The 26,243-nt window shown below is 38.6% G+C and carries 19 protein-coding genes; 10 read left to right on the top strand and 9 right to left on the bottom strand.

The window, feature by feature from the left end; genetic code table 11:
• Nucleotides 1-446 precede the first annotated feature (446 nt).
• The 3 genes from MQE36_RS15615 (at nt 447) to MQE36_RS15605 (ending at nt 6,071) form a co-directional block, all read left to right on the top strand.
• On the top strand, nt 447-1,808 hold the full coding sequence (locus tag MQE36_RS15615; RefSeq protein ID WP_242936900.1) for an exonuclease domain-containing protein: 1,362 nt from the start codon (nt 447-449) through the stop codon (nt 1,806-1,808).
• 148 nt (nt 1,809-1,956) lie between these two features.
• Complete coding sequence (locus MQE36_RS15610; protein ID WP_479729391.1) at nt 1,957-4,500, top strand: phosphocholine-specific phospholipase C; 2,544 nt, start codon at nt 1,957-1,959, stop codon at nt 4,498-4,500.
• Between the two features lie 413 nt (nt 4,501-4,913).
• Nucleotides 4,914-6,071 carry a glycosyltransferase family 4 protein gene (locus MQE36_RS15605; RefSeq protein ID WP_242936898.1) on the top strand — a complete coding sequence of 386 codons (1,158 nt, stop codon included), beginning with the start codon at nt 4,914-4,916 and terminating at the stop codon, nt 6,069-6,071.
• A 600-nt stretch (nt 6,072-6,671) separates the two neighbouring features.
• Here MQE36_RS15605 and argH read toward each other — a convergent pair.
• The 9 genes from argH to MQE36_RS15560 all read right to left on the bottom strand — a co-directional run bounded on the left by argH (nt 6,672) and on the right by MQE36_RS15560 (nt 15,934).
• Entirely contained in the window at nt 6,672-7,952 is a 1,281-nt protein-coding gene (argH, locus tag MQE36_RS15600; protein WP_242936897.1) for an argininosuccinate lyase, read from the bottom strand.
• Nucleotides 7,953-8,036: 84 nt separating this feature from the next.
• Complete coding sequence (locus MQE36_RS15595) at nt 8,037-9,098, bottom strand: M20 family metallo-hydrolase (RefSeq protein WP_242936896.1); 1,062 nt, start codon at nt 9,096-9,098, stop codon at nt 8,037-8,039.
• A complete protein-coding gene (gene argB, locus MQE36_RS15590) occupies nt 9,095-9,874 on the bottom strand; it encodes an acetylglutamate kinase (protein WP_242936895.1) in 780 nt (259 codons plus the stop codon). Before argB ends, MQE36_RS15595 begins: the two co-directional genes overlap by 4 nt.
• 1 nt (nt 9,875) lies before the next feature.
• On the bottom strand, nt 9,876-10,814 hold the full coding sequence (locus tag MQE36_RS15585; protein ID WP_242936894.1) for an N-acetylornithine carbamoyltransferase: 939 nt from the start codon (nt 10,812-10,814) through the stop codon (nt 9,876-9,878).
• 84 nt (nt 10,815-10,898) lie between these two features.
• Nucleotides 10,899-12,032 (bottom strand): aspartate aminotransferase family protein, encoded by a 1,134-nt coding sequence (locus tag MQE36_RS15580; RefSeq protein ID WP_242936893.1) that lies wholly within the window; start codon nt 12,030-12,032, stop codon nt 10,899-10,901.
• A gap of 128 nt (nt 12,033-12,160) precedes the next feature.
• Nucleotides 12,161-12,952 (bottom strand): pyrroline-5-carboxylate reductase, encoded by a 792-nt coding sequence (gene proC / locus MQE36_RS15575; protein WP_242936892.1) that lies wholly within the window; start codon nt 12,950-12,952, stop codon nt 12,161-12,163.
• A 201-nt stretch (nt 12,953-13,153) separates the two neighbouring features.
• Entirely contained in the window at nt 13,154-14,128 is a 975-nt protein-coding gene (argC, locus tag MQE36_RS15570; protein ID WP_242936891.1) for an N-acetyl-gamma-glutamyl-phosphate reductase, read from the bottom strand.
• A 1-nt stretch (nt 14,129) separates the two neighbouring features.
• Nucleotides 14,130-15,314 carry an argininosuccinate synthase gene (locus tag MQE36_RS15565; RefSeq protein ID WP_242936890.1) on the bottom strand — a complete coding sequence of 395 codons (1,185 nt, stop codon included), beginning with the start codon at nt 15,312-15,314 and terminating at the stop codon, nt 14,130-14,132.
• Nucleotides 15,311-15,934 (bottom strand): GNAT family N-acetyltransferase, encoded by a 624-nt coding sequence (locus MQE36_RS15560; protein ID WP_242936889.1) that lies wholly within the window; start codon nt 15,932-15,934, stop codon nt 15,311-15,313. Before MQE36_RS15560 ends, MQE36_RS15565 begins: the two co-directional genes overlap by 4 nt.
• A 308-nt stretch (nt 15,935-16,242) precedes the next feature.
• On the opposite strand from MQE36_RS15560, the gene pabB reads away from it, so the two are divergent.
• The 7 genes from pabB to MQE36_RS15525 all read left to right on the top strand — a co-directional run bounded on the left by pabB (nt 16,243) and on the right by MQE36_RS15525 (nt 26,194).
• A complete protein-coding gene (gene pabB, locus MQE36_RS15555; protein ID WP_242936888.1) occupies nt 16,243-17,565 on the top strand; it encodes an aminodeoxychorismate synthase component I in 1,323 nt (440 codons plus the stop codon).
• 26 nt (nt 17,566-17,591) lie between these two features.
• Complete coding sequence (locus tag MQE36_RS15550; RefSeq protein WP_242936887.1) at nt 17,592-18,419, top strand: alpha/beta hydrolase; 828 nt, start codon at nt 17,592-17,594, stop codon at nt 18,417-18,419.
• 16 nt (nt 18,420-18,435) lie between these two features.
• On the top strand, nt 18,436-19,746 hold the full coding sequence (tilS, locus tag MQE36_RS15545) for a tRNA lysidine(34) synthetase TilS (RefSeq protein ID WP_242936886.1): 1,311 nt from the start codon (nt 18,436-18,438) through the stop codon (nt 19,744-19,746).
• Complete coding sequence (locus tag MQE36_RS15540) at nt 19,743-21,728, top strand: protein-disulfide reductase DsbD family protein (RefSeq protein WP_242936885.1); 1,986 nt, start codon at nt 19,743-19,745, stop codon at nt 21,726-21,728. The genes tilS and MQE36_RS15540 overlap by 4 nt, the downstream gene beginning before the upstream one ends.
• A gap of 108 nt (nt 21,729-21,836) precedes the next feature.
• The gene (locus MQE36_RS15535) at nt 21,837-23,675 is read left to right on the top strand and encodes a CocE/NonD family hydrolase (RefSeq protein WP_242936884.1); all 1,839 of its coding nucleotides are present in this window, start codon (nt 21,837-21,839) and stop codon (nt 23,673-23,675) included.
• 156 nt (nt 23,676-23,831) lie between these two features.
• Nucleotides 23,832-24,404 carry a pentapeptide repeat-containing protein gene (locus tag MQE36_RS15530; RefSeq protein WP_242936883.1) on the top strand — a complete coding sequence of 191 codons (573 nt, stop codon included), beginning with the start codon at nt 23,832-23,834 and terminating at the stop codon, nt 24,402-24,404.
• 140 nt (nt 24,405-24,544) lie between these two features.
• On the top strand, nt 24,545-26,194 hold the full coding sequence (locus tag MQE36_RS15525; protein ID WP_242936882.1) for a solute:sodium symporter family transporter: 1,650 nt from the start codon (nt 24,545-24,547) through the stop codon (nt 26,192-26,194).
• The last annotated feature ends 49 nt before the right edge of the window (nt 26,195-26,243 follow it).

The following is a 26,243-nucleotide window of genomic DNA, read 5'->3' as shown; positions in this document are numbered from 1 at the left end:
TGAGATTTTTCTCTTCATGTCCCGAGAATTAGCTCCGAGGCAGTTGCCTTGCTAAGACGGGGAGCAGGATCGATGTGTATTTGGGGGTTCTAGTATCGGAAGGGGTACCATGTTTTGCTCCGGAATAAGCAGGGGGTACTTTCGTGTGTTAAAATTACTTCCCAGCGTTCTCTTCCGGATTTTTACAGAGTTCCTGGGTTTTTAATTCTCTTACCTTACTAACTAAGGGGTTTGCCCGGGTCATCCGGTGTTTCGGTATTGCTCTCATGTAATGATAAAAGAAACAAGACGATAATTAATTACCTGGAAGAAATCATTATTTTTATCGTTAAAGTCGGCTGTCGTGTATGGCGATTGTTGCAGACCTGCTGAACATTTTCTGTTTTGAACGGGTTTGTAAATTTCTAACCAAAAATAGTTATATTGAAGAAAACTGCAGCGTATCGATGTATGCAATAGTAGATATAGAAACTACCGGTTTTGGAGGGCAGGATAACCGTATAACGGAAATCGCTGTCGTCGTTTATAACGGAATAGTTATTGTCAGGGAATACCATACTCTTGTTAACCCGGAAATGGACGTATCCAGGTATGTAACGGGTTTAACAGGTATTGATAATGACATGCTCGCAGGAGCCCCTACTTTTAATCAGATAGCCGATATCATAGATGAGATCACAACTGATCATATCTTTGTGGCGCATAGTGTTAATTTTGATTATAATGTCATTAAAAACGAGTACAAACGCATTGGGAGGAGCTATAGCAGAAAACGGTTGTGTACAGTAAGGCTCTCCCGTCAAATATTTCCCGGTTTTCGTTCATATAGCCTGGGCAATCTTTGCAGGCAACTGGATATTCCTGTAAAGGACAGGCACAGGGCAAAAGGAGATGCGGATGCTACTGTAAAGTTGTTTGAAAAACTGCTGTTAAATGATAGCAAAAATAGTATAACCAAACACCTCAATGCAAGATCGAAAGAATTAACCTTACCTCCTTTATTACCGAAAAAGTCAGTTGAAAATTTGCCAAACTCTCCGGGGATATATTACTTTTTTGATGCTGAAAGAAAAATAATATACGTAGGCAAGGCTGTTGATATTAAAAAAAGAGTGTTCGGCCATTTCTATGATAAAAAAGCGAAAGAATTAGCTCTTACCAAAGAAACGGCATTTGTTGAGTATGAAGAAACAGGGAGTGAACTATTGGCCTTGCTGATGGAAGCTTCAGAAATTAAGAGACATTACCCTAAGTATAACACTGCTCAGAAAAGGCGGTCAAAAGGATATGGTATCACAATATACACAGACAGAAAAGGGATAAAGCACATAGTTTACAATACGGTCAGTAATATCAGCCATCCCATAAAAACGTTTCATTCGGTTATCGAATGTATAGCCTTTTTAGAGTACGTATGTTCAGTATACAAGTTGTGTCCGAAGTACACTCAATTACAGAAGAAAGCGGTTCATTGTTCTCATTTTAAAATAGATACATGCGAGGGAATATGCAGGGGAAATGAGTCTATAACCGAATACAATAAAAAAGTACATCAAGCCGTAAAGAACATTACATCCGAGCGTAAAGACTTTGTAATTATGGAAAAAGGCCGGACCCCTGATGAAAATGGAATTGTGCTGGTGGAAGACAACCACTATATCGGGCATGGTTTTCTGAGCGAAGAAGAAACAATCACCCGGTTATGTGATTTTAAAAACTATATAAAACCAGTAGTTGCCGATAGGGATTTCGACCGGATAATAGATGCATACCTTTTAAAGAACGATAACGCAAGATTATTTTTTTAGGAAAAAAATTTCTGCCGCCTGATAAATAATGTTAGCAGACTTTTAAGTTAGTATTAAGAATTATGATTAGTAAGGTTGTGTTTTTCGAATTCATTTCTTTTTGAGTAATATTGATGGTTCTTATGAACTCAAAGAGATCAAACATATAATGGATAACAGAAGAGATTTTTTAAAAAAAGCAGCCCTGCTTAGTGGAGGAGTAGGGGTTTCAATGGCTTTTCCTCCTTCAATACAAAAAGCCTTGGCAATAAACCCCAAAGAAGGATCAACTTTTGAAGATGCCGAGCATGTGGTTTTATTAATGCAGGAAAACAGGTCTTTCGATCATTGTTTTGGTACCTTAAAAGGGGTACGCGGGTTTAATGATCCCAGAGCGATAGACTTGCCCAATAAAAATCCTGTTTGGTTACAGACTAATAAGAAAGGAGAAACATACGCGCCTTTTCGGTTAAACATAAAAGACACGAAAGCAACCTGGATGGGTGATTTGCCGCATTCATGGGAAGATCAGGTAGATGCCCGGAATGAAGGTAAATTTGATAAATGGCTGGAAGCTAAAAAAGTATGGAGAAAGGCATATAAGGATATTCCGTTTACCATGGGATATTACAATCGTCAGGATATCCCTTTTTACTACTCTTTTGCAGATGCTTTTACTGTTTTCGATCAGCATTTTTGCTCATCTTTAACAGGAACGACAACCAACAGAATGTATTTTTGGACCGGAGCCAATAAAGGAAGTAAAGAAGCCCCTGCCAATGTCAGGAACTCTGAGGTATATTATACAAAAGAAGTAAACTGGAAGACTTTTCCGGAGCGTTTGGAAGAGATGGGGGTTTCATGGAGAATATATCAAAATGAAGTGAGTATCCAAACAGGTCTAAAGGGAGAAGACACTTCATTGCTAGGTAATTTTACGGATAATAACCTGGAATGGTTTTCACAGTTCAACATTCGCTATGCCACCGGACATCAACGTTTTCTTAAAAAAAGAAGATCAGAGCTCCCGGAGGAAATCGAAACCCTAAAAGAAGAGATAGCAAAACTTCCAAAGGCAAAATCCCAGAGTTTACGTAATGAGCTGGAAAAGAAAGCAAAACAACTGGTTAAAATAACGGAAGAGCTGGAACTATGGAACCCGGAGAGCTATGATAAGCTTTCTCAGTTTCAGAAAAACCTTCACGAAAAAGCCTTTACAACTAATATCGGAGATCCTGACTATCACCAAACAGAAACCTTGATTTATAAGGAAGGCGATGAAGAAAGAGCGATCCGGATACCGAAAGGAGATATTCTTCACCAATTCAGAGAGGATGTAGATAATGGTAAGTTGCCGGCAGTCTCGTGGCTGGTGGCTCCCCAGAAGTTTTCCGACCACCCAAGTGCACCCTGGTATGGAGCCTGGTATGTGTCTGAAGTACTTGATATCTTAACCAAGAACCCGGAAATATGGAAAAAAACCATCTTTATTCTCACCTATGACGAAAATGATGGGTATTTTGACCATATACCGCCTTTTGTTGCTCCCGATCCGAAAGACAGGAAGGCATGCTCTGAAGGTATCGATACATCTGCGGAATATGTAACACTCAAGGAAGAACTTAAGAAGGGGGTAAAACCGGAAAATGCCCGCGAAAGTGCTGTTGGCCTGGGATATCGGGTTCCGATGATCGTAGCTTCTCCATGGACCCGTGGCGGATGGGTAAATTCTGAGGTATGTGATATTACTTCCACCATTCAGTTTCTTGAAACATTCTTAAGTAAAAAGAAAGGAAAGGAACTTAAAGAAACCAATATAAGTAGTTGGCGAAGAACGATTTCGGGCAATCTCACATCAGCTTTCAGACCATACAATCCCTCCCAGTTTGTTTTTTCTGATTTTGTACACAGGGATGAGTTGATGAAAGATATCAATAATGCCGGTTTTAAAGAAGTACCGGCTAATTTTAAAGCTTTGTCAGCAGCAGAAATCGATCAGGTTATAAGAAATATGCGCCTGACAGCTCTTTTGCCAAAGCAGGAAAATGGCGTAAAGAATTCTTGTGCCTTACCATATGAATTGTATGTAAATGGTCGATTAGACCGAAATGCGAATCAATTCAAATTGTCTTTTGAAGCTTCTGATGATGTTTTCAAGAATCAGGCGGCAGGAGCTCCTTTTAATGTGTATGCTCCCGGGCGTTATTTAAAAGAAGACACTTCTGCATCGGTTTTCGAATCGGTCAGGACCTGGTCTTATGCTGTAAAGGCCGGCGATATCATTGAAGACAACTGGCCTTTAGACCATTTCGAAAATAAAAATTATCATCTTAGAGCCTATGGGCCGAACGGGTTCTACCGGGAGTTTAAGGGAGACATAAATGACCCGGATATTGAAATAACCTGTACATATGAACAAAAAGGAAGGTTCATTAAAAAACTTTCAGGGAATATCGAATTAAAAATTGCAAATCATTCCAAAGATGACATTGTGTTGATAATCAACGACAATGCATATGGAGAACGATCTCAGACACCTTTGATCAAAGCCCAAAAAGAACAAACCATTCTCGTAAAAACTGAAGGAAGTTATAACTGGTACGATTTTTCCGTTAGGGTAAAAGGTGCCGATCGTTATGAACGAAGATTTGCGGGAAGAGTAGAAACCGGCGAACACTCAAAAACAGACCCATTCATGGGGGGGATTATTTAGAATCATTCTGTTTTTAGGCATAAAAGAAAAGATCTCCTGTATACAAAGCAACCTTTGTAAAGATTATTCATCTATGTCATAAAAGGTTATTGATCACAAATACAGGAGATTTGGTTTATTTGTGTAATCTGGAGAAAATGACGGCCAAATTAGCTGAAGGTTAACAGTTAAGGCCAAATTATAATAAATCATTAAGAATCGAAAGATTTAAGTTAATTAAGACTTTTCTAATTTGCGTAGAAAATTTTTTATGGATATTTTTGGAAAGTTTTTGTAAGGTTACATCCCCCGAACTGATAAAAAATGGATAGCAGTTTTTTAACAGAAGTGTAATTACGGAAAACGTAAGTGGTTTTAGGAGCGTGTCTTTAGCTTTGATAAAGGCAAAAATTAACAGGATAAATAACTAACTTATGCTATATGCTATAGGAGTCTTTCTAGGTTGTTTTGTATTAACAATCTGGACCATTCCCAAAATAATACGAGTAGTAACTCACAAAAACTTAATGGACGACCCCGGGAGTCGAAGTTCGCATGAAACCAAAACCCCGACACTCGGAGGCGTATCTTTCTTTCTGGCATTTATAGGGGTAATGTTCTTTATCAGGGATTTCGATCACTTTGAAGAAGCAATCTATTTTGTTCCGGCTCTCACGATTGTGTTTATTGCCGGCTTAAAAGATGATCTGGTATCAATAAGTCCGAGGGCAAAATTGGTTGCACAGATCTCCGCGATCGGATTTATATTGTATAATTCAGGTTTTCAGTTCAATACGTTTAATGGCTTTTTAGGAATTGGAGATATTCCGGTTTGGTTAGGGATGGTTCTGTCAGGATTTTTAATGATAGTCATCATAAATGCTTTTAACCTTATCGATGGCATCGACGGTTTGGCATCTATGGTCGGGTTGGTTATTTCAGGTGCATACGGAACCATTTTTTATCTGATTGACGAGCCATTTTATATGTTGGTCTGCCTGGCATTACAAGGGTGTCTTTTAGCCTTTCTTTATTACAACTTATCTGTACATCGGAAGATATTTATGGGAGATACAGGCTCTTTGTTAGTCGGGTTTATAATCAGCGCTCTTACAGTCAAGATGCTTGCATTGAATCCCTCTGACATGATCGAACTCCCTTTTTTGATGGAAAATGCTCCGGTAGTTGCCGTAAGCATTCTGATAGTGCCTCTGTTCGATACTGCCCGTGTGTTTACAATTCGCCTTTTACAAAACAGGTCTCCTTTTTCAGCCGATAGAAATCATATCCATCATCTTTTTATTGACGGATTGTTGTTATCACACAGAAGGGCTAGTTTTTTTATTAGTGTGTTAAACTTTCTGTTTATTTCTTTCATTGTTTTAATGGCTAAAGAGGTTGGATATATGCAATTAACAGGGATGTTTGCCATTTCTATAGCAGGCCTGTGTGTTATGTGCCATGCTCTGAAGAAAAACAGGGATCGCTTACAAAGCCGTTCTAGTGCGGTAAAACGTCTGAAGAATATTGTAAAACAACGCCAGTCAGAACCATTGACACAGTTGAACGTACTGAGGAGAAATGCAGGTTAGAAGCCTTTGTTTTAGAAACTAAGAGTTCTGTTCTGTATTAGTTACAATAAACGGAAATTGTAATGGATTTGATTGCCTGAATCCGGTATTTAGGTTCCAAAATATAAGGGTTTTGGTAGTTACTTAGGATAGTATATACTTTAAAAACAATATTATTCTTCTATAGAAACATCAAAAAGTCCGTTCAAGTCCGTAAAAACTCCGTAGCCTTCTTATATATCTCCCATATATACTATTTACATTCACCATACATACCGTATATATTCTCCTGCCATGCCGTAAGTCACCTTATTTCACGGATTTATGACTCAGCTAAACTATTAACGGGTCAACTATCGTTTCATTAAGATATTCATTTATTTCTGATATAGCAGTATAGTTTTTCAATAGGAGCTTCTTGTAAGATATTGTCCCTGAAGTTTAATGTATTGAAAATAAGAGCCTTGTTCTGTGTGCAAAAACTTCGCAAATCAGAATACTTTGTAAACTTTTGCCTTTTGTTCTCTGTTATGAAATCTTATCCGGTAATCACTGGTTTCCCAATTAAATGTTACCGGAATGATGTTTACGAATCCGAGACTTAGGATCTTTTTATATGTTCTAGTCTATATTATTAAACTTCTCTTTAATCTTATCAAGACATAAATTGCCCAGGCTCCCGTCATGAGTATGATTTATGTCGCGTTTAGGACTGAATGTCCCCTTCTCAATTTCCATTCCCATCTTTTTGTATGCGTCCCTGAATGGCATTCCGCTTAATACGAGATCATTCAGAGTATCGACACTAAAGAGATAGTCATATTTTTTATCATCGAGAATGCTTTCTTTTACAATTACGCTTTTGATAGAGAAGTTCATCATTTCCAGACATGATTTTAATTCCTGAATAGCAGGAACTATAATTTCTTTGGTAAGCTGGAGGTCTCTGTGATATCCGCTGGGCAGGTTAGTGGTTAACAAGGCCAGTTGATTTGGTACTGCCTGTACCTTGTTGCATTTACCTCTGATAAGTTCAAAAACATCCGGGTTCTTTTTATGAGGCATGATACTCGACCCTGTGGTTAATTCATTGGGGAAGGTTATAAAATCGAAATTCTGACTCATGTACAAACAGATGTCCATAGCAAATTTCGAGAGGGTAGCAGCAAGGCCGCTAATGGCAATAGCTGTGGTCCTTTCAGATTTACCCCGGCTCATTTGGGCAGCTACCACATTGTATTTCTGGTTAGCAAATTTGAGTTCATTGGTTGTATAGGCTCTATCGATAGGGAAGGAACTTCCGTATCCGGCAGCACTTCCTAATGGATTCTGATCAACAATCTTGTATGCAGCATCAACCATATATAGATCATCAATCAAACTTTCCGCATAAGCAGAGAACCATAGCCCGAACGAAGACGGCATCGCTATCTGTAAATGAGTATAACCGGGAAGTAGTACTTCTTTGTATTGGTTCGCTAATGATAACAATGTTTCAAATAATTCCTTAGAGCGCTTTTTTATGTCGGCTAGCTCGTTCTTCAAATAAAGGTTTACCGCAACTAAAACCTGATCGTTTCTCGATCTGGCTGTGTGAATCTTTTTCCCGGTATCTCCAAGCTTATCCGTTAGTAAGTATTCTATTTTAGAATGTACATCCTCAAAATTATCTTCAATAGTAAAGGTGCCTTCTTCGATAGTCTTACAGATTTCATCAAGAGTAAGAGTTAAATCAGATACTTCCTTTTCAGTCAATAATCCGATTTTTCCGAGCATCCTGGCATGTGCTTTAGAGGCAATGACATCGTATTTGGCAATAACCAGGTCGAGTTCTCTGTCGGACCCAACCGTGAATATATCTATCTTTTTGTCTGTTGAAAAACCTTTGTCCCAAAGTTTCATGATTTGTGTGTTTTTGTTATGATATTGTCAAGTTATGTTGTTATGCAAATGTTATCATTACTGCTTAACCGTATAACGTCATATTTATAATACTTTATCTAATACCTTTATATAAATTTCAATGCCTTCTTCAATTTCATTCACATATATAAACTCATTGGCAGAATGTGACCGAGTAGAATCGCCCGGACCTAGTTTTAAGGACGGACAATACAGTACAGCCTGGTCTGATAGTGTTGGAGAACCGTATGTAGAGCGCCCCAGCGAAATACCGGCCTGCACAAGTTCATGTTCTTGCGGAATGGAAGATGAGTTTAGGCGTAATGATCTTGCATTCATTTCGCAGGGAGCATTTTCCTGTATTAGGGTATTAACATCTTCGTTGCTGTAACAATCATTTACACGAACATCTACTACGATATCTACTTCCGATGGTACCACATTATGTTGTTTGCCGGCGTTTATCTGAGTTACGGTCATCTTTACTTTCCCCAGCACCTCTGAAACTTTTTCAAATTCAAAGTCTTTAAACCATTTTAGAACATCTATAGTGTTATAAATCGGATTATCGTCATTAGGATGTGCTGCATGGCTTGGTGTGCCTTTAATTTTTCCGTCGAACACGACCAATCCTTTTTCAGCAATGGCCAGGTTCATCAGTGTAGGTTCACCAACTATAGCCACATCTATTAGGGGGAGCCTTTTTAAGACGGAATTTAATCCGTTTGGGCCTGAACTTTCTTCTTCGGCAGAAGCTACCATTACGATGTTATATTTTAGGTCTCCTTTGTCGTAGAAATGGGTAAACGTAGCTAAAAGAGAAACCAGGCAACCGCCTGCATCATTACTCCCGAGCCCGTAAAGCTTGCCATCTTCAATATGCGGATGAAACGGGTCTCTGGTATAGGCATTGTTGGGTTTAACCGTATCGTGATGTGAATTGAGTAACAATAATGGTTTTCCTTCTTCGTAATGTTTGTTGAAAGCCCACACATTGTTATTTTCCCTTTTAAACGGAATTCCGAATGCAGTAAACCAGTTTTCAATATGTTTTGCAGTTCCTTCTTCTTCCGACGAAAAAGATTGCGTGGCAATTAATTGTTTTAATAGTTCAATAGCTTGGATGGAAAGCTCTTGTGGTATCATAAGGTGATGGTTGTTTTTTTAGTTTGTCGGTTTGATATCATGTCGATGCTTCCTATGTATACGTAGGAAACGTTTTCCTTTAATGCATTAAAGCAATTATGAAGTTTTGGGAGCATGCCATCTGCTATAATACCTTCTCCTAACAATTGTTTGTACGATGCTGCGTTGATTTGCTCTATTACGGAGTCTTCATCTTTAAGATCTCTCAAAACCCCTCTTTTTTCGAAACAATAATATAAGTGTGTTTCGTAATGATTACTTAAAGCCCTGGCAATTTCTGAGGCAATGGTATCGGCATTCGTATTAAATAATTGCCCGTTTTTATTGTGAGTAATAGCACAGCATACAGGAGTAATATCATTTTCCAATAACAGTGTAAGGGCTCCGGTATTTACTTCCTCTACATCACCTACAAAACCGAAATCATGTTCTTTTACGGGACGTTTTACGGAACGGATCAGGTTTAGATCCGCACCCGACAGGCCAATAGCATTACAATTCTTTCCTTGAAGTTTTGCCACGATGGTTTTACTCGCCAGTCCGCCATATGCCATGATAATAACCTTTAAGGTCTCTGCATCTGTAATTCTCCTGCCCTCTATCATTTGTGTCGGAATGCTTAATTTTCCGGCTAATTGAGTAGCGAGCTTACCACCGCCGTGAATTAATACTTTAGGGCCTTCAAGCTCAGCAAAATTTGATATAAACTCATCGAGTATCGTTTCATTTTCGATTAGGTTTCCGCCTATTTTCACTATGGATACTTTTTGTTTCATACTATAGACTCTCTAAAATATTCTTTAATACCACTTGGGCAGCATAAGTTCTGTTATTAGCCTGCTCGATAACTACCGATTGATTGCTGTTAAGTACCTCGTCAGTAACAATTACGTTTCTTCGAACCGGCAAACAGTGCATGAATTTAGCATTCCCCAGTTTCGCACTGTTCATCATCCATTTTTCATCAATAGATTCTACTTCTCCGTAATTTTTATATGAACTCCAGTTCTTGACATAAACGAAGTCGGCATCTTTTAGCGCCTTTTCCTGATCATATGTTATAGGGATATCTTTTGTAACCTCAGGATTTAGTTCGTATCCTTTTGGGTGTGTGATAACAAAGTCTACGTCGAGACGTTGCATCATTTTAGCAAAAGAATTAGGAACAGCATGTGGTAAGGCCTTCGGATGTGGTGCCCACGATAAAACAACCTTCGGTTTTTGCTTTTGTTTTAACTCTGTAATGGTGATAGCATCAGCCAGGGCCTGTAATGGATGCCCGGTTGCACTTTCCATATTTAAAATTGGAACTGAAGCGTATTTTTGAAAACTTTTCAGTACTTGTTCCTGCTCGTCTTTCTCTTTATCACATAACGTAGGGAAGGCACGAATAGCCATTATATCTACATATTGTGAGATAACGGCAGCAGCTTCTCTTACATGCTCAGCTTTATTGGTGTTCATAACGGCACCATCTTCAAATTCTAAGCCCCAACTATCAGACGAAACATTTAAGACCATTGTCTTCATTCCCAGATTTTGAGCAGCTTTTTGAGTACTTAACCGCGTACGGAGGCTTGAGTTAAAGAAAAGGAGCCCGATGGTTTTGTGCTTTCCGAGTTGCTCGAATGCATAAGGGGCTTTTTTCAAGTTGATGGCCTCGTTAATTAACTGATCTATGTTTGGAATATCGTCCAGGTCTAAAAAATGTTCCATTTTATTATTATCGTATTTTGTGACAAATGATTTACAAAACGGAAACCATGTGTAAAATCATTATTAATCACTATTCGTTTTTAATTATTTATTATCAATGACATCGTAAAGTGCTTCTATAAAGAGATCTATATGCTCTTTCTGAACAGTTAAAGGCGGAAGAATCCGGAGTAAATTTTTATTGCCGGCACCTCCTGTAAAGATACGTTTTTCGTAGATGAGTTTTTTACGTAAATCAGCTACTTCAAATTCGAATTCGAGTCCGATCATTAAACCACGACCTTTTATTTGTTTCAGATGAGGAAGATTCTTGGCTTTTTCTGTAAAGTATGCAGCTATTTCAGTGGCATGTGTTATAAGGTTATTTTCTTTTAATACATCTAAAACGGCAATACCTGCCGCACAAGCCAAATGATTTCCTCCGAAGGTGGTGCCAAGCATTCCGTATTTGGCTTCTATGGAAGGATGAATAAGAATACCGCCCACTGGGAACCCATTTCCCATTCCTTTGGCCATGGCTATAATATCGGGTTCGATATTATGATGCTGAAAAGCGAAGAACTTCCCGCTTCTGCCGTATCCGGACTGAACCTCGTCCAATACGAGTAAAGCACCGTGTTTTTTACATAATTCCTGAGCGCCTTTTAAAAACTTGGTTGTAGGCTCATCAAGACCTCCGACACCCTGGATAGGTTCAATAATAACCGCACATACGTCTCCTTTGACTAATTCATAATCTAAAGAGTGAAGTTGGTTTAAAGGAAGGAAGGAAACGTCGTGCTGGCTATTTATGGGTGCGTTTATGTTTTTATTATCTGTAGCGGCAACGGCTGCTGAGGTTCTACCATGAAAAGCATTGTTAAAGGCAATCACCCTGCTTTTTCCGGTAACAAACGACGCTAGCTTTAATGCGTTTTCATTGGCTTCAGCCCCGGAGTTGCACAAAAACAATTGATAATTGTCACAGCCCGAAAGGTTACCTAATTTATCTGCCAATTCTTGCTGCAACGGGTTTTTGACGGCATTAGAATAAAAACCGAGCTTATGTAGCTGTTCATTTAGTTTCTCTGTATAATGCGGATGCGAATGCCCGATAGAGATTACAGCATGGCCTCCATAGAGGTCGAGATATTGTTGTCCTTTTTCGTCGTAGACATAAACATTATCTCCCCTCACAGGAGTGATGTCATACAGTGGATAAACGTCGAATAATTTCATGTTTTCTTTAATATTGTTATATTGTTATCGGGTGATGATGTTACACTGTTTATTTCTGTTCTTTTGATTTAAATTCAGCTTTCTTCGGGCCTGGTAATTTGTCAATATTCATACCTCAATACGGGCGTCTATTTAGCTATTTGATTAATTTTTTCAAAAGAGGTCACAATCCCTTTTATCAATGAGGAGCTGAGTCCCTGATGTTCCATTTCATTCAGACCTTCAATGGTACAGCCCCGGGGAGTTGTAACTTTATCGATCTCTTGTTCGGGATGGTTACCGGTCTGGATCAATAAACCGGCAGCTCCGGCACAGGTTTGCATGGCCATTTCCTGAGCTTCAGCCGCATCGAAACCTAATTGAATGGCTCCTTGGGTTGTTGCCCTGATCAGCCGCATCCAAAAGGCTATCCCGCTGGCACAGATTACGGTAGCTGCCTGCATTTGGTGTTCAGGAATTGAGATCGATGTCCCCAAACGGTTAAAGATTGCCTTAGCCAGGTCAATACGTTTTTTTCCTTTTTCATTAGCACATAAACAGGTCATGGATTTTCCAACCGAAATGGCTGTGTTAGGCATGCTCCTGATAATGTAATGATCAGATCCGATAAGAGCTTCTATTCTTGGGATTTTAAATCCTGTAATGGTAGAGATCAATACATGGTTCTGGTGCAACAGGTCTTTTATTTCTAAAAGGATAGATTCGAACTGGGCAGGCTGAACAGCAAAGATTATAATGTCTGAGTTTTGAACAGCTTCTCTATTGTTGTCCGTTACAAAAACATTTTTGTATTCTTCGTATTCCTTGATGCTTTCTTTGTTTCTCTTGGTGAGAAACAATGTAGTGATAGCATTAGTGGTTATCAGTCCCTTTGCGATTGATAACCCCAGATTTCCTGCGCCTATAACAGCTACTTTCATATGGGTTAAATTAGTTACAGGTTGCTCGATACGGAATCTTTGCAAACTGTGTTTTGGTTGTTCATTATATTTTGAGCGTCATTGCGAAAAACGACTCATGGAGCGACGCGGTAATCCCTTAAATAGAAATCTAAGCCTCCAATGAGACTGCCACAGCTATTTCCTGTTATTGATGGCTTTGCAGTGACGTTTATTAGTGTATTAAAAATAACTTGCCTTTAACTGTAATCCTTCTGTTTCTGGCAATCCAAACATTAAATTCATGTTTTGAACAGCTTGTCCGCTGGCTCCCTTCAGCAGATTGTCTTCAGCGCCGGTGATCAGTAATATATCTTCGTGCTTATGAAGGTGCAAATGACACATGTTTGTGTTTACCACTTGTTTCAGGTGAATTTCTTTGTCCGACACCTTGGTGAAAGGAGCATCTTTGTAAAAGCCGGCGTACATTGCTTTAGCTTCGTCCAAAGATCCTGTAAACCTGGTATATGCCGTTACAAAAATTCCTCTGGAAAAATTTCCGCGTTGCGGCATAAAGAGCAATGAAGCCTCTGAACCTTGCAGGGAAGCCAGACTTTCGCCAATTTCACCCAGATGTTGATGCGTAAAAGGCTTATACCATGAAATATTATTATTTCTCCAGCTAAAATGCGATGTAGCAGATGGACTGACCCCTGCTCCGGTACTTCCGGTAACGGCATTAACATGTATTTCCTGTTGTAAACGCTTGTCAGCGGCAAGAGGTAAAAGTGCTAATTGAATAGCTGTAGCAAAACAACCCGGGTTAGCAAGCTGTTTTGCGCTTTTAATTTTTTCTTTATTCAGTTCGGGTAGGCCGTAAACAAACTCCATACCGTTGAAACTGGCATCATTTTGCAATCTAAAATCGTTACTGAGGTCTATGATCTTTGTGTTTTCAGAAAACTTGTAGTTATTCAGAAAGCTTGATGAATTCCCATGTCCGAGACATAAGAACAAGACATCTATTTCCGGATTGATCTCTCCTGTAAATTTTATATCGCTAAGCCCCAACAGATCCTCATGAGCATCACTTAAAGGTTTTCCTGCCCTTGTCGTGCTGAATACAAAATCTATGGTTGCTTGAGGGTGGTTTAGTAATAACCTTATTAACTCTCCTCCGGTATATCCTGAACCTCCTATAATTCCTGCTTTAATCATTTTAATTCTGATTTACTGCCTGGTGTATTTTAGCAGAATTAGACATTATTTTTATAAAGCCTTTAGCATCATCGGCAGTCCAGCCTTTGTTCATTTCACCGTATGCCCCGAATTTGGCGCTCATCAGATCATGATCAGATTTAATACCATCTATAACAAATCTGTACGGATGCAAACTTACCCAGACATCGCCCGACACATTCTTTTGTGAATCGGTTAAGAAAGCCTCAATGTTTCTCATGGCTTCATCTAAAAATTGCCCTTCATGCAATAACATACCATACCAGTTGGCTAAATACTCTTTATGATGTTGTTGCCATTTGGTTAATACATGTTTCTCAAGCGTATGATGTGCTTTAATAATGATAATGGGAGCGGCGGCCTCAAAACCTACTCTTCCCTTAATTCCAATAATGGTATCACCTACATGAATATCTCTTCCAATTGCATAGACAGAAGCTATTTCGTTTAATTTTTCAATATTCTCTACAGCTTTCCCTTTTTTGCCGTCAATGGCAGTCAATTCGCCTTTATTAAACGTAAGTTTTACTTTTTGAGATCCCATACTGGTTAATTGGCTGGGGTATGCCTCGTCAGGTAGCGGAAGGTGAGAAGTAAGAGTTTCTTCACCACCTACGCTGGTGCCCCATAAGCCTTTGTTGATGGAATACTTGGCTTTGGACCATTCCATGTTAACCCCTTTGCCGGACAGGTATTCTATTTCTTCCTGTCTTGAAAGTTTCTTGTCCCTGATCGGAGTTATGATCTCGATCTCGGGAGCGATAATTTGAAAAATCATATCAAACCTGACCTGATCGTTACCGGCACCGGTACTTCCGTGGGCAATATACTTTGCATCGATTTTTTTTGCATACTTTATGATCTCTATTGCCTGAACGATTCTTTCGGCGCTTACAGAGAGCGGATAAGTGTTGTTTTTAAGAACATTGCCGTAAATAAGGTATTTTACAACTTCATCGTAAAAAGTTTGTACTGCGTCTATAGAGGTGTACGACGAAACCCCAAGCACTTTGGCCTTACTTTCGATGTTCCGGATTTCTTCTTTACTGAACCCTCCTGTATTAACACTAACAGCATGAACATCAAATCCTTCTTCTTCAGATAAATACTTGGCGCAATACGAGGTGTCTAATCCTCCGCTATAGGCTAAAACTAATTTCTTCATTTTTTCTTTTTTTCTTTTTTAAGGAAAATATTTTGTTTAATACTCTTTAATCTTTTAAAAACTTTCTTGTTATACGAATGTTTGTGATTATGTTCTTTATCAGCAGGATCATACAACATACCGGTACACAGGCACATTTTTCTGTCTGTCCTTGTTAAGATATCGTAATTTTTACAAGTCTGGCATCCGTTCCAAAAGGCCGGATCATCAGTGAGTTCAGAAAAGGTAACCGGTTCATACCCCAGATCGTAATTGATTTTCATTACGGCCAAACCGGTAGTGATTCCAAATATCTTGGCTTCTGGAAATTTATTTCTGCTGTGTTCAAAAACCTTTTTCTTTATTTTAGTGGCTAGTCCATGGCCTCTAAAATCAGGGTGTACAATCAGTCCTGAATTGGCAACATATTTTTCATGCCCCCAGGTTTCTATGTAGCAAAAACCGGCAAAGGTCTCTCCGTCCAATGCAATTACAGCATTACCATTTTGTATTTTGGTAACGATATACTCGGTGGTTCGCTTGGCAATTCCTGTTCCTCTTTGCTTAGCAGAATCTTCAATAGTATCACAAATGATTTGTGCATATTGAATATGCGAGTTGTTGGCAATAACTACCTGCATAGTGTTCTAAAAAATTAAAATCTTGATTTAAGTAAAACTGGTTTTTCGCGGGGGAGTTGGACACACCTAACTCCAATAACTATTGTGCACCCTTACGGGCGACGGCGGCGGATAGGACGAACGGGAGTAATAGCAAAAACAATCCCGGGAGCCGTTAGCTCCGATAAGAATTGTATGTTTTGATTGTTTTGCATTTTAATTAATAAATGTTTGTCCTTTGTTTTATGGATACAATATTAGAAAATATAAATGAATTATTATTTCGAATGTTTGTTAAATTTGTAACAATGAATTATTAATTTCTTCGTATGTATAGAAAAACTGTAAAATTTACTCCGGAAGATATAGAGGTTTTTAAGGATAAACTTTTGTCTTGGGCACAGCAATTTGAAGAGGTGGCCTGGCTGGATAGCAATAATTATCACAGGCGGTACAGTTCTTTTGACAGTATAATGGCATTTGATGCCCTGACTTCTATACAAACGGATACATATGATGCTTTTGAAAAACTCAAAGAGTACCAATCCGTCTCACACGACTGGTTGTTTGGTTACCTTTCTTATGATTTAAAAAATGACGTTGAAAATTTAAAGTCAGGTAATTTTGACGGGCTGGAATTTCCGGATCTTTATTTTTTTCAGCCTAAAAAGATTGTTACCATAAAAGAGGGGGTGGCAGAATTTCATTATTTACCAATGGTCGACGATGAGGTAGAAGCAGATTACGAAGAAATTAATTCGTTTCAGGAAAGCAGTACTTATGAAACCGGAAATACGGGAGATGTAAAAATCAAATTGCGGATCCATAAAGAAGAATATATGGCTAAAGTAAAAAAGATGCTGGATTATATTCATCGGGGAGATATTTACGAAGCCAGTTTTTGCCAGGAATTTTATGCGGAAGATACGGAACTAGCTCCCCTCAGAAGCTATAAGCACTTAAATGAAATTTCAAAACCTCCGTTTGCAACCTATCTTAAAATAAGGGATCAGTATTTGTTATCGGCATCGCCTGAACGATATCTGAGAAAAGAAGGGAGCAAGGTGCTTTCCCAGCCCATTAAAGGAACCGCCAAAAGGGCACAGTTTTTAAAAGCTGATGTACAGTTGGTAAATTCGTTGAGAAATAACCCGAAAGAGCGTTCTGAGAATATAATGATCGTAGACCTTGTCAGAAATGACCTGTCGAGGGTTGCCAAAAAAGGAACGGTGGAAGTAGAAGAACTTTGCAAGGTATACACCTTCGAACAGGTACATCAACTCATATCCACAGTGAAAGCTATTGTCCCTGATGAAACGAACCCAATAGATATAATTAAAGCAACTTTTCCTATGGGAAGCATGACAGGAGCGCCTAAAATTTCAGCTATGAAAATTATTGAAGAACTTGAAGAAACTAAAAGAGGGCTTTATAGTGGAACCGTGGGGTATTTTACTCCCGTTGGCGATTTTGATTTTAATGTTGTGATAAGAAGTATTCTTTACAACGCAACAAAAAAATATATTTCGTATTCAGTGGGAGGTGCCATTACAGCGAGATCGATTCCAGAAAAAGAATATGAAGAATGCCTTATAAAAGCAAAGGCCATGCGTGAGGTATTGGAAGGGAAGTTAAATAATCAAAAAGTGTAACTTTAACCCACACCTAAATTTTAGTGATGCAGCATAACGAATTTTATTTTTATTGTCACAACAAGAAGTTATACGGACAGTATTGGAAACCGCAACAGCTAAAAGCCGTTGTGGTATTGGTACATGGCATGGGATCGCACAGCGGACGTTATTCTTCTTTTGTGGTACCTGAATTTATAGATAAAGGTTATGCTGTTATCGGTTTCGACCACTTTGGTCATGGGCATACGGAAGGTAAGCGGGGAACGTGCCCCGGATATGAAGCTGTCCTTGATAGTATAACAGAGGTTTTTGATAAAGTTGATGAGTTGTTTAACGGTTTTCCGAGGTTCTTATACGGCCATAGTATGGGAGGAAATGTAGCTTTAAACTATGTCTTGCGACGAAAACCGGAATTAAAAGGAGTCGTTATAACCAGTCCGTTTTTACGTATTGCTTTTCCAACCCCTGCCTGGAAAATGGCATTGGGGAAGCTATTCTATCGTATCGCTCCTAATATAACTCTGTCAAGCGGGATTGATGCAAAATATATTTCAAGAGATGAAAAAGAAGTGAATAAGTATAAAGAAGATAAGCTGGTACACAACAGAATAAGCCCGAATTTTTCAATACCCTTTATAAAGGCGGGAGAAGAGGCTATTTCCAAAGCACTGCAATTACATCTTCCGCTTTTATTGTTGCACGGAACCGATGATTATATTACGAGTCATTATGCCAGTAAAGCTTTTGCCAAGCAATCGGAAAAATATACGGAGCTGAAACTTTTTGAAGGGGGATATCATGAGTTGCATAATGATTTAGAGAAGCAAGAGGTACTGAATACAATTACCGGTTGGATGGATAACCAACTATAAGAATTATCTTTGCCCCATGCAGGAACTGTTCAATAAACATATCTCTAAGAATTTTTCATTTGTTAAACAAGCTAAGATTTTAATAGCGACAAGCGGGGGAATAGATAGTGTCGTATTAACACATTTGTGTAAAAATGCAGGCCTTACCATAGCCCTGGCTCATTGCAATTTTAAGCTTAGGGGAAATGAGAGTGATGCCGATGAAGCTTTTGTAAAGACTCTGGCAACAGATTTAAATATTCCGGTTTATACAACGTACTTCAATACACTTAAATATAAGGATGAGCATAAGGTATCCGTCCAGATGGCAGCCCGCGAATTGCGGTATAACTGGTTTGCCTCATTGATTGACGAATACAATTTCGACTGTGTTTTTACCGCTCACCATGCTGACGATAACCTGGAGACCTTTTTAATTAATTTATCCCGGGGAACCGGTATTGAAGGTCTTATGGGCATTCCGTCGCTTTATAAGAATACTGTACGTCCTTTATTGCCCTTTACAAGAGAAGAAATAGAAAACTTTGCAGTGCAGCACGGAATAATCTGGAGAGAGGACAGCAGTAATGAAGAATCGAAATACCTTAGAAATAAGTTGAGGTTGGAAGTGATTCCGGAATTGAAGAGTGTTAATACTTCGTTTATGGATAACTTCAATAAAACTATTCGGTTTATTCAGGGAACATCACAAATAGTCCGGAACCACCTTGAAGAGTTAAAGCAAAAGTTGTTTGTATTTGAAGAAGATAGAATAATTATTAACGCCGAAAGGTTAAAAGAGCTTAGTCCGAGAAAAGATTATCTTTTTGGATTGTTCAATGAATATGGTTTCAGGGAATGGAACGATGTTGAAAGCTTGCTTTTTAGCTCCAGCGGAAAGCAGGTTTTTTCGGAAACACACCGAATGTTAAAAAATAGAGAAGAAATCATCATTACTCCCATAAAACCTATTGAAATAGAGGACTATTATTCGCTGGAAAAAGATGCGGGGCTGGATGTAAGTAGTTTAAGATTAGTTGTTTATGACGTTGGTTTGACAGGGCCTTTTAAAAACAACCTGGCTTATATAGATAAAGATTTGTTAAAGTATCCACTGATCGTTAGGAAATGGAAAAAAGGCGACTATTTTTATCCCCTCGGAATGCAGAATAAGAAGCTTTTATCGAAGTTTTTTAAAGACGAGAAGTTTTCTATCCTAGATAAAGAAAACGCTTGGATTCTGTGTTCAGGGAATGAAATAGTATGGGTTATTGACCATCGGATAGATGACCGGTATAAGGTAACCTCCAAAACAAAAAATATTTTAAAAATAGAGCACTTAAAATGAACCGACTTTACTTATTTTTTTTACTAACCTTAGCATCAGTTGTTTCGCTTACTGCACAAATTAAAGATCCAGTTAAATGGAGTACAGAAGTTGAGAAAGTATCAGAAACAGAATACAACCTAATTTTTAAAGCCTCTATAGAACCTCACTGGCATTTATATTCTCAGGAATTACCTGAGGGAGGGGCGCTTCCTACGATCTTTAACTACGAAGGGGCAGGAGAAGGATATGAGTTAATTGGAAAAACTGAAGAAGGAGAATCCATTACCGAATATGACAAAGTATTCGAGATGGAACTGTCTTATTTTGCCGACAAGGCCACTTTTAAACAAAAAATTAAATTATCGGATGAATCATTAGCATCCGTAAACGCTTCAATTGAATTTCAGGCATGTGACGATGAGAGCTGTATCTTCGACAGTAAAGAAGTGTCTTTTGTGATCAATGAAGGAGCCTCTTCTAAACAAACTACAGCAGTTGCCTCTGCTAACGATGCTGACAAGCCTGCATCCGGCCAGGGGACTGAAGTAAAAAAAGATAAAAAAGAAGAGAAAAAAGGACTCTTAACTATATTTTTGATTGCATTTGTTTCGGGGTTTGCGGCACTGTTAACACCTTGTGTTTTCCCGATGATCCCGATGACGGTTAGCTTTTTTACAAAACAGAGCAAGACCAGGGCAGCAGGTATTAAAAATGCAATCTTTTATGGTATCTCGATAGTAGTCATCTATGTGCTTTTAGGTTCATTGGTTACGGCTGTTTTCGGAGCAGATTCATTAAATGCATTATCGACCAATGTATGGTTTAATGTTATCTTCTTCCTGTTACTGGTAGTATTTGCGGCATCTTTCTTAGGGGCTTTTGAAATCGTATTACCTAATTCATGGGCTAATAAAGTTGACAGACAAGCAGACAGAGGCGGGATTATAGGTATTTTATTTATGGCTCTTGCCCTTGCAATAGTATCTTTTTCATGTACGGGACCAATTGTGGGAACCTTATTAGTAGAAGCAGCCAGTAAGGGAGGAGCGGCACCTATTATAGGGATGTTAGGATTCTCTCTGGCATTAGCATTGCCTTTTATGTTATTTGCTATGTTCCCGGGCTGGTTAAACTCATTACCAAAATCGGGAGGATGGCTAAATTCTGTAAAAGTATTTTTAGGATTCCTGGAATTAGCACTCGCCTTTAAATTTTTATCAAATGCCGACCTGGTATTACAGTTACATTGGTTGGAAAGAGAAGTATTTATTGCCATTTGGATCGCTGTATTCGGAACATTGGCCTTGTATTTGTTTGGAAAGATCAATTTGCCACACGATTCACCGCTGCAACATATATCTGTGGGTAGGTTAGGACTTGGTTTGTTGGTACTATCGTTTACAATCTATCTGATTCCGGGTCTTTGGGGAGCACCTTTAAAATTAATCAGTGGGTTCCCGCCACCAATGCACTATAGTGAATCTCCCTATGGAGTAGGTTTTACCAAATTAGGTGGGGGCGGAGCCACGGCACATGCAGAATTACCTGAAGGAGCTCATCATGGACCACAGGATATCGTAGCTTTCCTTGATTACGATAAAGGAATGGCCTATGCCAAAAAAGTAGGAAAGCCTGTTATGATCGATTTTACAGGACATGCATGTGTGAACTGTAGAAAAATGGAAGAGCGTGTGTGGAGTGAAGATCAGATTTTAAATATTCTAAATAATGATATCGTTCTTATATCCTTGTATGTAGATGACAAGCGTCCGCTGCCGGAAAACGAACAATATGTGTCTGATGCAACAGGAAAGAAAATAAAAACCATTGGTAACAAATGGAGTGATTTTCAGATTGTAAATTATAGAGCCAATGCACAGCCTTACTACGTGTTGGTCGATAATGAGGGGAACAATCTTAACGCTCCTGTAGGATATACGCCCGATATTGATGCCTATGAAGCATGGCTTAAGGATGGAGTATCGAATTATAAAAAATAAGAGTTTTTAATATTTTTAATGAGGAAGCACAGTTGTTACAACTGTGCTTTTCTTATTTATAACGTATATTTAAAGGCTAAAAACTAATCGACACAAATATTAATTTAAATGAAAAAATTGTTATTACTTTTTCTACTGGTATCTGTCAGTTGTATTACAGCCCAAACGGATTATAATATTAAAGAGCATTATACAAAGAAAGAAGTTACTATAGAAATGCGGGATGGCATCAAACTGCATACGACAATTTATAGCCCCAAAGACACTTCGAAAGAATATCCGATTATCATGCAGCGTACACCTTACAGCTGTGCACCATACGGAGAAAGTGAATTCCGGTCTAAGATTGGTCCGAACGAGAACATGATGAAAGAAGGGTACATTGTTGTATACCAGGATGTGAGAGGAAGGTGGAACAGTGAGGGGGTATATGATAATATGCGGGCATTTATCCCCAATAAAAAGCGAAAAGAAATAGACGAGGCATCTGATACATACGATACGATAGATTGGTTGGTAAAGAACGTCCCCAATAATAACGGAAAAGTAGGCGTTTGGGGGATCTCATATCCCGGTTTCTATTCAACATATTCTCTATTGTCAAATCATAAAGCATTAAAAGCAGTCTCGCCCCAGGCATGTATAGGCGATTTCTTTTTCGACGATTTTCATCATAATGGAGCGTATTTACTGAGTTACTGGCGAGCAACCGCCTTGTTTGGTTATATGAAAGATGAGCCGACAACGAAAAGCTGGTACAGTTTTCCTGAATTAGGAACAGAAGATCAATACCAGTTTTTCTTAGATGCAGGACCACTGTCTAATTTGGACACCTATTATAAAGAAGATAATGTATTCTGGCAACAACTAAAAGAACATCCCAATTATGACGAGTTTTGGAAATCAAGGGGCATAATTCAACATTTGGAGGATATAAAACCGGCAACCATGATTGTGGGCGGATGGTTCGATGCAGAAGATCTATACGGTCCGCTTGAAACCTATAAAAACATTGAAAAGAGGAGTGAAAATTACAATACCATTGTCATGGGGCCATGGAGTCATGGCGACTGGGCAAGAACCAATAAAAGGCAAGCAATAGGGAATGTGTATTTTGGCGATGATATCTCTAAATTCTATCAGGAAGAGATAGAGTCTAGATTTTTTCATCATTTTTTAAAGGGCCACGGTGGTAATGAATCAGGATTGCCTGAGGCATACGTATTTGATACCGGTGAAAGAGCCTGGAGTACATACGAAACCTGGCCTCCAGAGAATATAGAAAAGAAGAGCTATACATTGAATAAAGGAAGACTGGCCGAAATAACGACCCTGGATTTTTCTTTTGAAGAATTTATTAGTGATCCTAAAAAACCGGTGCCGTATTCTGAAGATATTAAAATGGTATTTACACCTCGTAAATATATGACCGACGATCAGCGTTTTGCTGCCCGAAGACCCGATGTATTGGTTTTTGAAACAGATGTATTGAAAAAAGATCTGACAATGGTAGGAGATATTCTTTCTCAACTAAAGGTGTCTACCACCGGAACATCGGCCGATTGGGTAGTGAAGCTTATAGATGTTTATCCGCCTGATGCAGAAGATTACCCCGAAACGCAGGAATATCTTAAAATGAGTAATTACCACATGATGGTAAGAAGCGAAGTGCTGAGAGGACGTTTTAGAAATAGTTTTGAGAATCCAGAACCCTTTGTGCCGAATGAAATAACCGACGTCAATATCAAGCTTCAAGATGTATATCACACTTTTAAGAAAGGACATAAGATTCAGATCCAGATACAAAGTACCTGGTTTCCATACATTGACCTGAACCCTCAGACATATGTAGATAATATTTTTGAAGCAAAAGAAGAGGATTTTAAAAAACAGGTACATAGAGTCTATAATTCTTCCAGGATTGAATTTTCAGTATTAAAAAAATAAAATATTGTTACTGGTGGTACAGCATTAAAATACGACAGCCGCTGCTTTACCCGATAATCGAGATTTATTCCGGCTTGTGAGCTTGCTCCGGGCTCGTTTTAGCAGGACGGTTGTAAAAAGGTTTAACCAATCATTAAAAAAGGATACAAGAATCAAATGAGTTTAAATTATATCGATGATCAGCATTATGAAGGGATTAATTATATGGACCAGCTTTTTGAAAAAGCAGACTATGAGGATTGTACTTTTACAAGCTGTATCTTTTCAAATGTAAACCTGTCGAATATTAATTTTACGGACTGTAAGTTTGTGGATTGTGATTTGAGCGGTGTACAAATTAATAATACGGTTTTTAATCATGTTTCTTTTAAAGGGTGTAAGCTTTTAGGACTTGCATTCGATTCCTGCAATGACTATATGTTTGCGGTCAGTTTTGAAGAATGCCAGCTGGATATGTCGTCATTTTATAAGCGTATTCTCAAAAAGTCCGGGTTTACCGGTTGTAAGTTGGTCGGTGTTGATTTTACCCGGGCAGATCTTCAGGAAGCAATTTTTGACAGATGCGATCTTAAAGCATCAATTTTCGAGAATACAAACCTAAACAAAACAGACTTCAGGACATCTTTTAATTTATCGATGAATCCGGTCGCGAATAAAATGACGGGAGCATTATTCTCAAAGGACAATGCCCTGGGGTTATTAGATTCTTTTAAGGTGATCATTGAATAAAACCACCAGACTTGACTGATTGGCAATTTTAATTAGTGTTAAAACGATATATTTAATAAAAAAAGCGATACTCTGGTAGGGTTTGTATAAAAAATTAGATATAAAATTATAAATTCGGCAACCTAAACGAAACTTTACTTATGGCAATACTTTCATTTATTGGATTTACCTTATTGGTAGGGGTTATAGCATATTTAGCTACGCGTAAAACTAATGAAAAAACAAGCGATGGATATTTTTTAGGAGGACGGAGCTTAACGGCAGGGGTCGTAGCCGGTTCTTTATTGCTAACCAACTTGTCGACAGAACAAATCGTAGGTCTGAATGGAGCGGCTTACTCCGAAGGCATTTTGGTAATGGCATGGGAAACCCTAGCAGCCATAGCAATGGTCATTACAGCCATTTTTCTGTTGCCAAGATATCTGAAAGGAGGGTTAACAACAGTACCACAATTTTTAGAAACCAGGTATGATAAGGCAACAAAGACGATTGCATCCGGTTTGTTCTTACTGGGATATATTGTGATCTTACTTCCAATAGTGCTTTATTCAGGTTCTCTGGCAATAAGCACCATGTTTAATATTCCCGAATTGTTAGGAGTATCGCATGATACATCCATTTGGATAACCGTATGGGGAATAGGTATTGTAGGATCTGTTTATGCCATCTTCGGAGGTCTGAAGGCTGTGGCTGTTTCCGATAGTATTAATGCTATAGGTCTATTGACCGGAGGACTCCTGATTCCGATTTTTGGGTTATTGTACATAGGAGACGGTTCGATTGGCGAAGGGATTACCAAACTGGTGGAGCATGCACCGGATAAATTTAACTCGATGGGAACGGCTACTGCTTCTGTGCCTTTTTCGACCATTTTCACGGGAATGATGTTAGTACAACTTTTTTACTGGGGTACTAATCAGGCTATTATTCAAAGAGCTTTAGCTGCAAAAAACCTGAAAGAGGGACAAAAAGGATTAATGCTCGCAGCGTTTATTAAAATACTCGGGCCTTTAATTGTGGTGTTGCCCGGTATTATTGCCTTTTATATTTTCGGTGCAGATCTGGAAACTCCGGATCAGGCATACCCGATGTTGGTGAACAAAGTACTTCCGACAGTATGGATAGGATTCTTTGCAGCAGTTTTGTTCGGAGCAATCTTAAGTTCATTCAATAGCGGCTTGAATAGTGCAGTTACACTTTTCAGCATTGATTTTTATAAGGAATATATAGACAAGAATGCTTCTGAGGTTAAAATTATCAAGAACGGAAAGTATTTTGGGATCTTATTGGCAGTATTTTCAATGCTTATAGCTCCGCTTATTGCCAAGGCACCCCAAGGACTGTTCGGTTATTTACAAGAAGTAAACGGATGTTATAGTATCCCTATCCTGACAATTATTGTTGTGGGATACCTAACTAAACGCGTACCGGCAATTGCAGCTAAAATCGGAATCCTTTCAGGGTGTATTTTATATATAATAAGTCAGTTTGTTATCAAGCCGATAGTGTCAGCAAATGCTGTTGAAAAAGCAAAAGCGGCAGGAATATTAGATGAAGACAGGCTTGCAGAAATTGCTACTTTGGCATATCCGCATTATTTGCATGTCATGGCTATTTTGTTTGTAACCAATGTAGCGATCATGCTTCTTATCGGTAAGCTATATCCGAGGAGTACAGATTTTGAACTGGAATATACAAAGCAAGTGGATATTACTCCATATAAACACGCTGCCATCGCAGGAACAATTATCAGTTTGATAGTAATTGGTATATATATATACTTTTCATAAAGACACTATACAGATGAACAAAAGCGGGCTTTATTTTGAAGCCCGCTTT

The sequence above is a fragment of the Zhouia spongiae genome, assembly GCF_022760175.1.
GTDB lineage: Bacteria > Bacteroidota > Bacteroidia > Flavobacteriales > Flavobacteriaceae > Zhouia > Zhouia spongiae.
This window is presented reverse-complemented; position numbering and strand designations above follow the sequence as displayed.

Bases quoted from the DNA above. Each gene is read 5' to 3' on its own strand.
- MQE36_RS15565 (WP_242936890.1), bottom strand. From the start codon at position 15,314: ATGAAGAAATTAGTTTTAGCCTATAGCGGAGGATTAGACACCTCGTAT.
- MQE36_RS15530 (WP_242936883.1), top strand. From the start codon at position 23,832: ATGAGTTTAAATTATATCGATGATCAGCATTATGAAGGGATTAATTAT.
- MQE36_RS15605 (WP_242936898.1), top strand. From the start codon at position 4,914: ATGCTATATGCTATAGGAGTCTTTCTAGGTTGTTTTGTATTAACAATC.
- argC (WP_242936891.1), bottom strand. From the start codon at position 14,128: ATGATTAAAGCAGGAATTATAGGAGGTTCAGGATATACCGGAGGAGAG.
- MQE36_RS15535 (WP_242936884.1), top strand. From the start codon at position 21,837: ATGAAAAAATTGTTATTACTTTTTCTACTGGTATCTGTCAGTTGTATT.
- argH (WP_242936897.1), bottom strand. From the start codon at position 7,952: ATGAAACTTTGGGACAAAGGTTTTTCAACAGACAAAAAGATAGATATA.
- MQE36_RS15580 (WP_242936893.1), bottom strand. From the start codon at position 12,032: ATGAAATTATTCGACGTTTATCCACTGTATGACATCACTCCTGTGAGG.
- MQE36_RS15610 (WP_479729391.1), top strand. From the start codon at position 1,957: ATGGATAACAGAAGAGATTTTTTAAAAAAAGCAGCCCTGCTTAGTGGA.
- MQE36_RS15525 (WP_242936882.1), top strand. From the start codon at position 24,545: ATGGCAATACTTTCATTTATTGGATTTACCTTATTGGTAGGGGTTATA.
- argB (WP_242936895.1), bottom strand. From the start codon at position 9,874: ATGAAACAAAAAGTATCCATAGTGAAAATAGGCGGAAACCTAATCGAA.
- pabB (WP_242936888.1), top strand. From the start codon at position 16,243: ATGTATAGAAAAACTGTAAAATTTACTCCGGAAGATATAGAGGTTTTT.
- MQE36_RS15550 (WP_242936887.1), top strand. From the start codon at position 17,592: ATGCAGCATAACGAATTTTATTTTTATTGTCACAACAAGAAGTTATAC.
- MQE36_RS15595 (WP_242936896.1), bottom strand. From the start codon at position 9,098: ATGATACCACAAGAGCTTTCCATCCAAGCTATTGAACTATTAAAACAA.
- proC (WP_242936892.1), bottom strand. From the start codon at position 12,952: ATGAAAGTAGCTGTTATAGGCGCAGGAAATCTGGGGTTATCAATCGCA.
- MQE36_RS15585 (WP_242936894.1), bottom strand. From the start codon at position 10,814: ATGGAACATTTTTTAGACCTGGACGATATTCCAAACATAGATCAGTTA.
- tilS (WP_242936886.1), top strand. From the start codon at position 18,436: ATGCAGGAACTGTTCAATAAACATATCTCTAAGAATTTTTCATTTGTT.
- MQE36_RS15540 (WP_242936885.1), top strand. From the start codon at position 19,743: ATGAACCGACTTTACTTATTTTTTTTACTAACCTTAGCATCAGTTGTT.
- MQE36_RS15560 (WP_242936889.1), bottom strand. From the start codon at position 15,934: ATGCAGGTAGTTATTGCCAACAACTCGCATATTCAATATGCACAAATC.
- MQE36_RS15615 (WP_242936900.1), top strand. From the start codon at position 447: ATGTATGCAATAGTAGATATAGAAACTACCGGTTTTGGAGGGCAGGAT.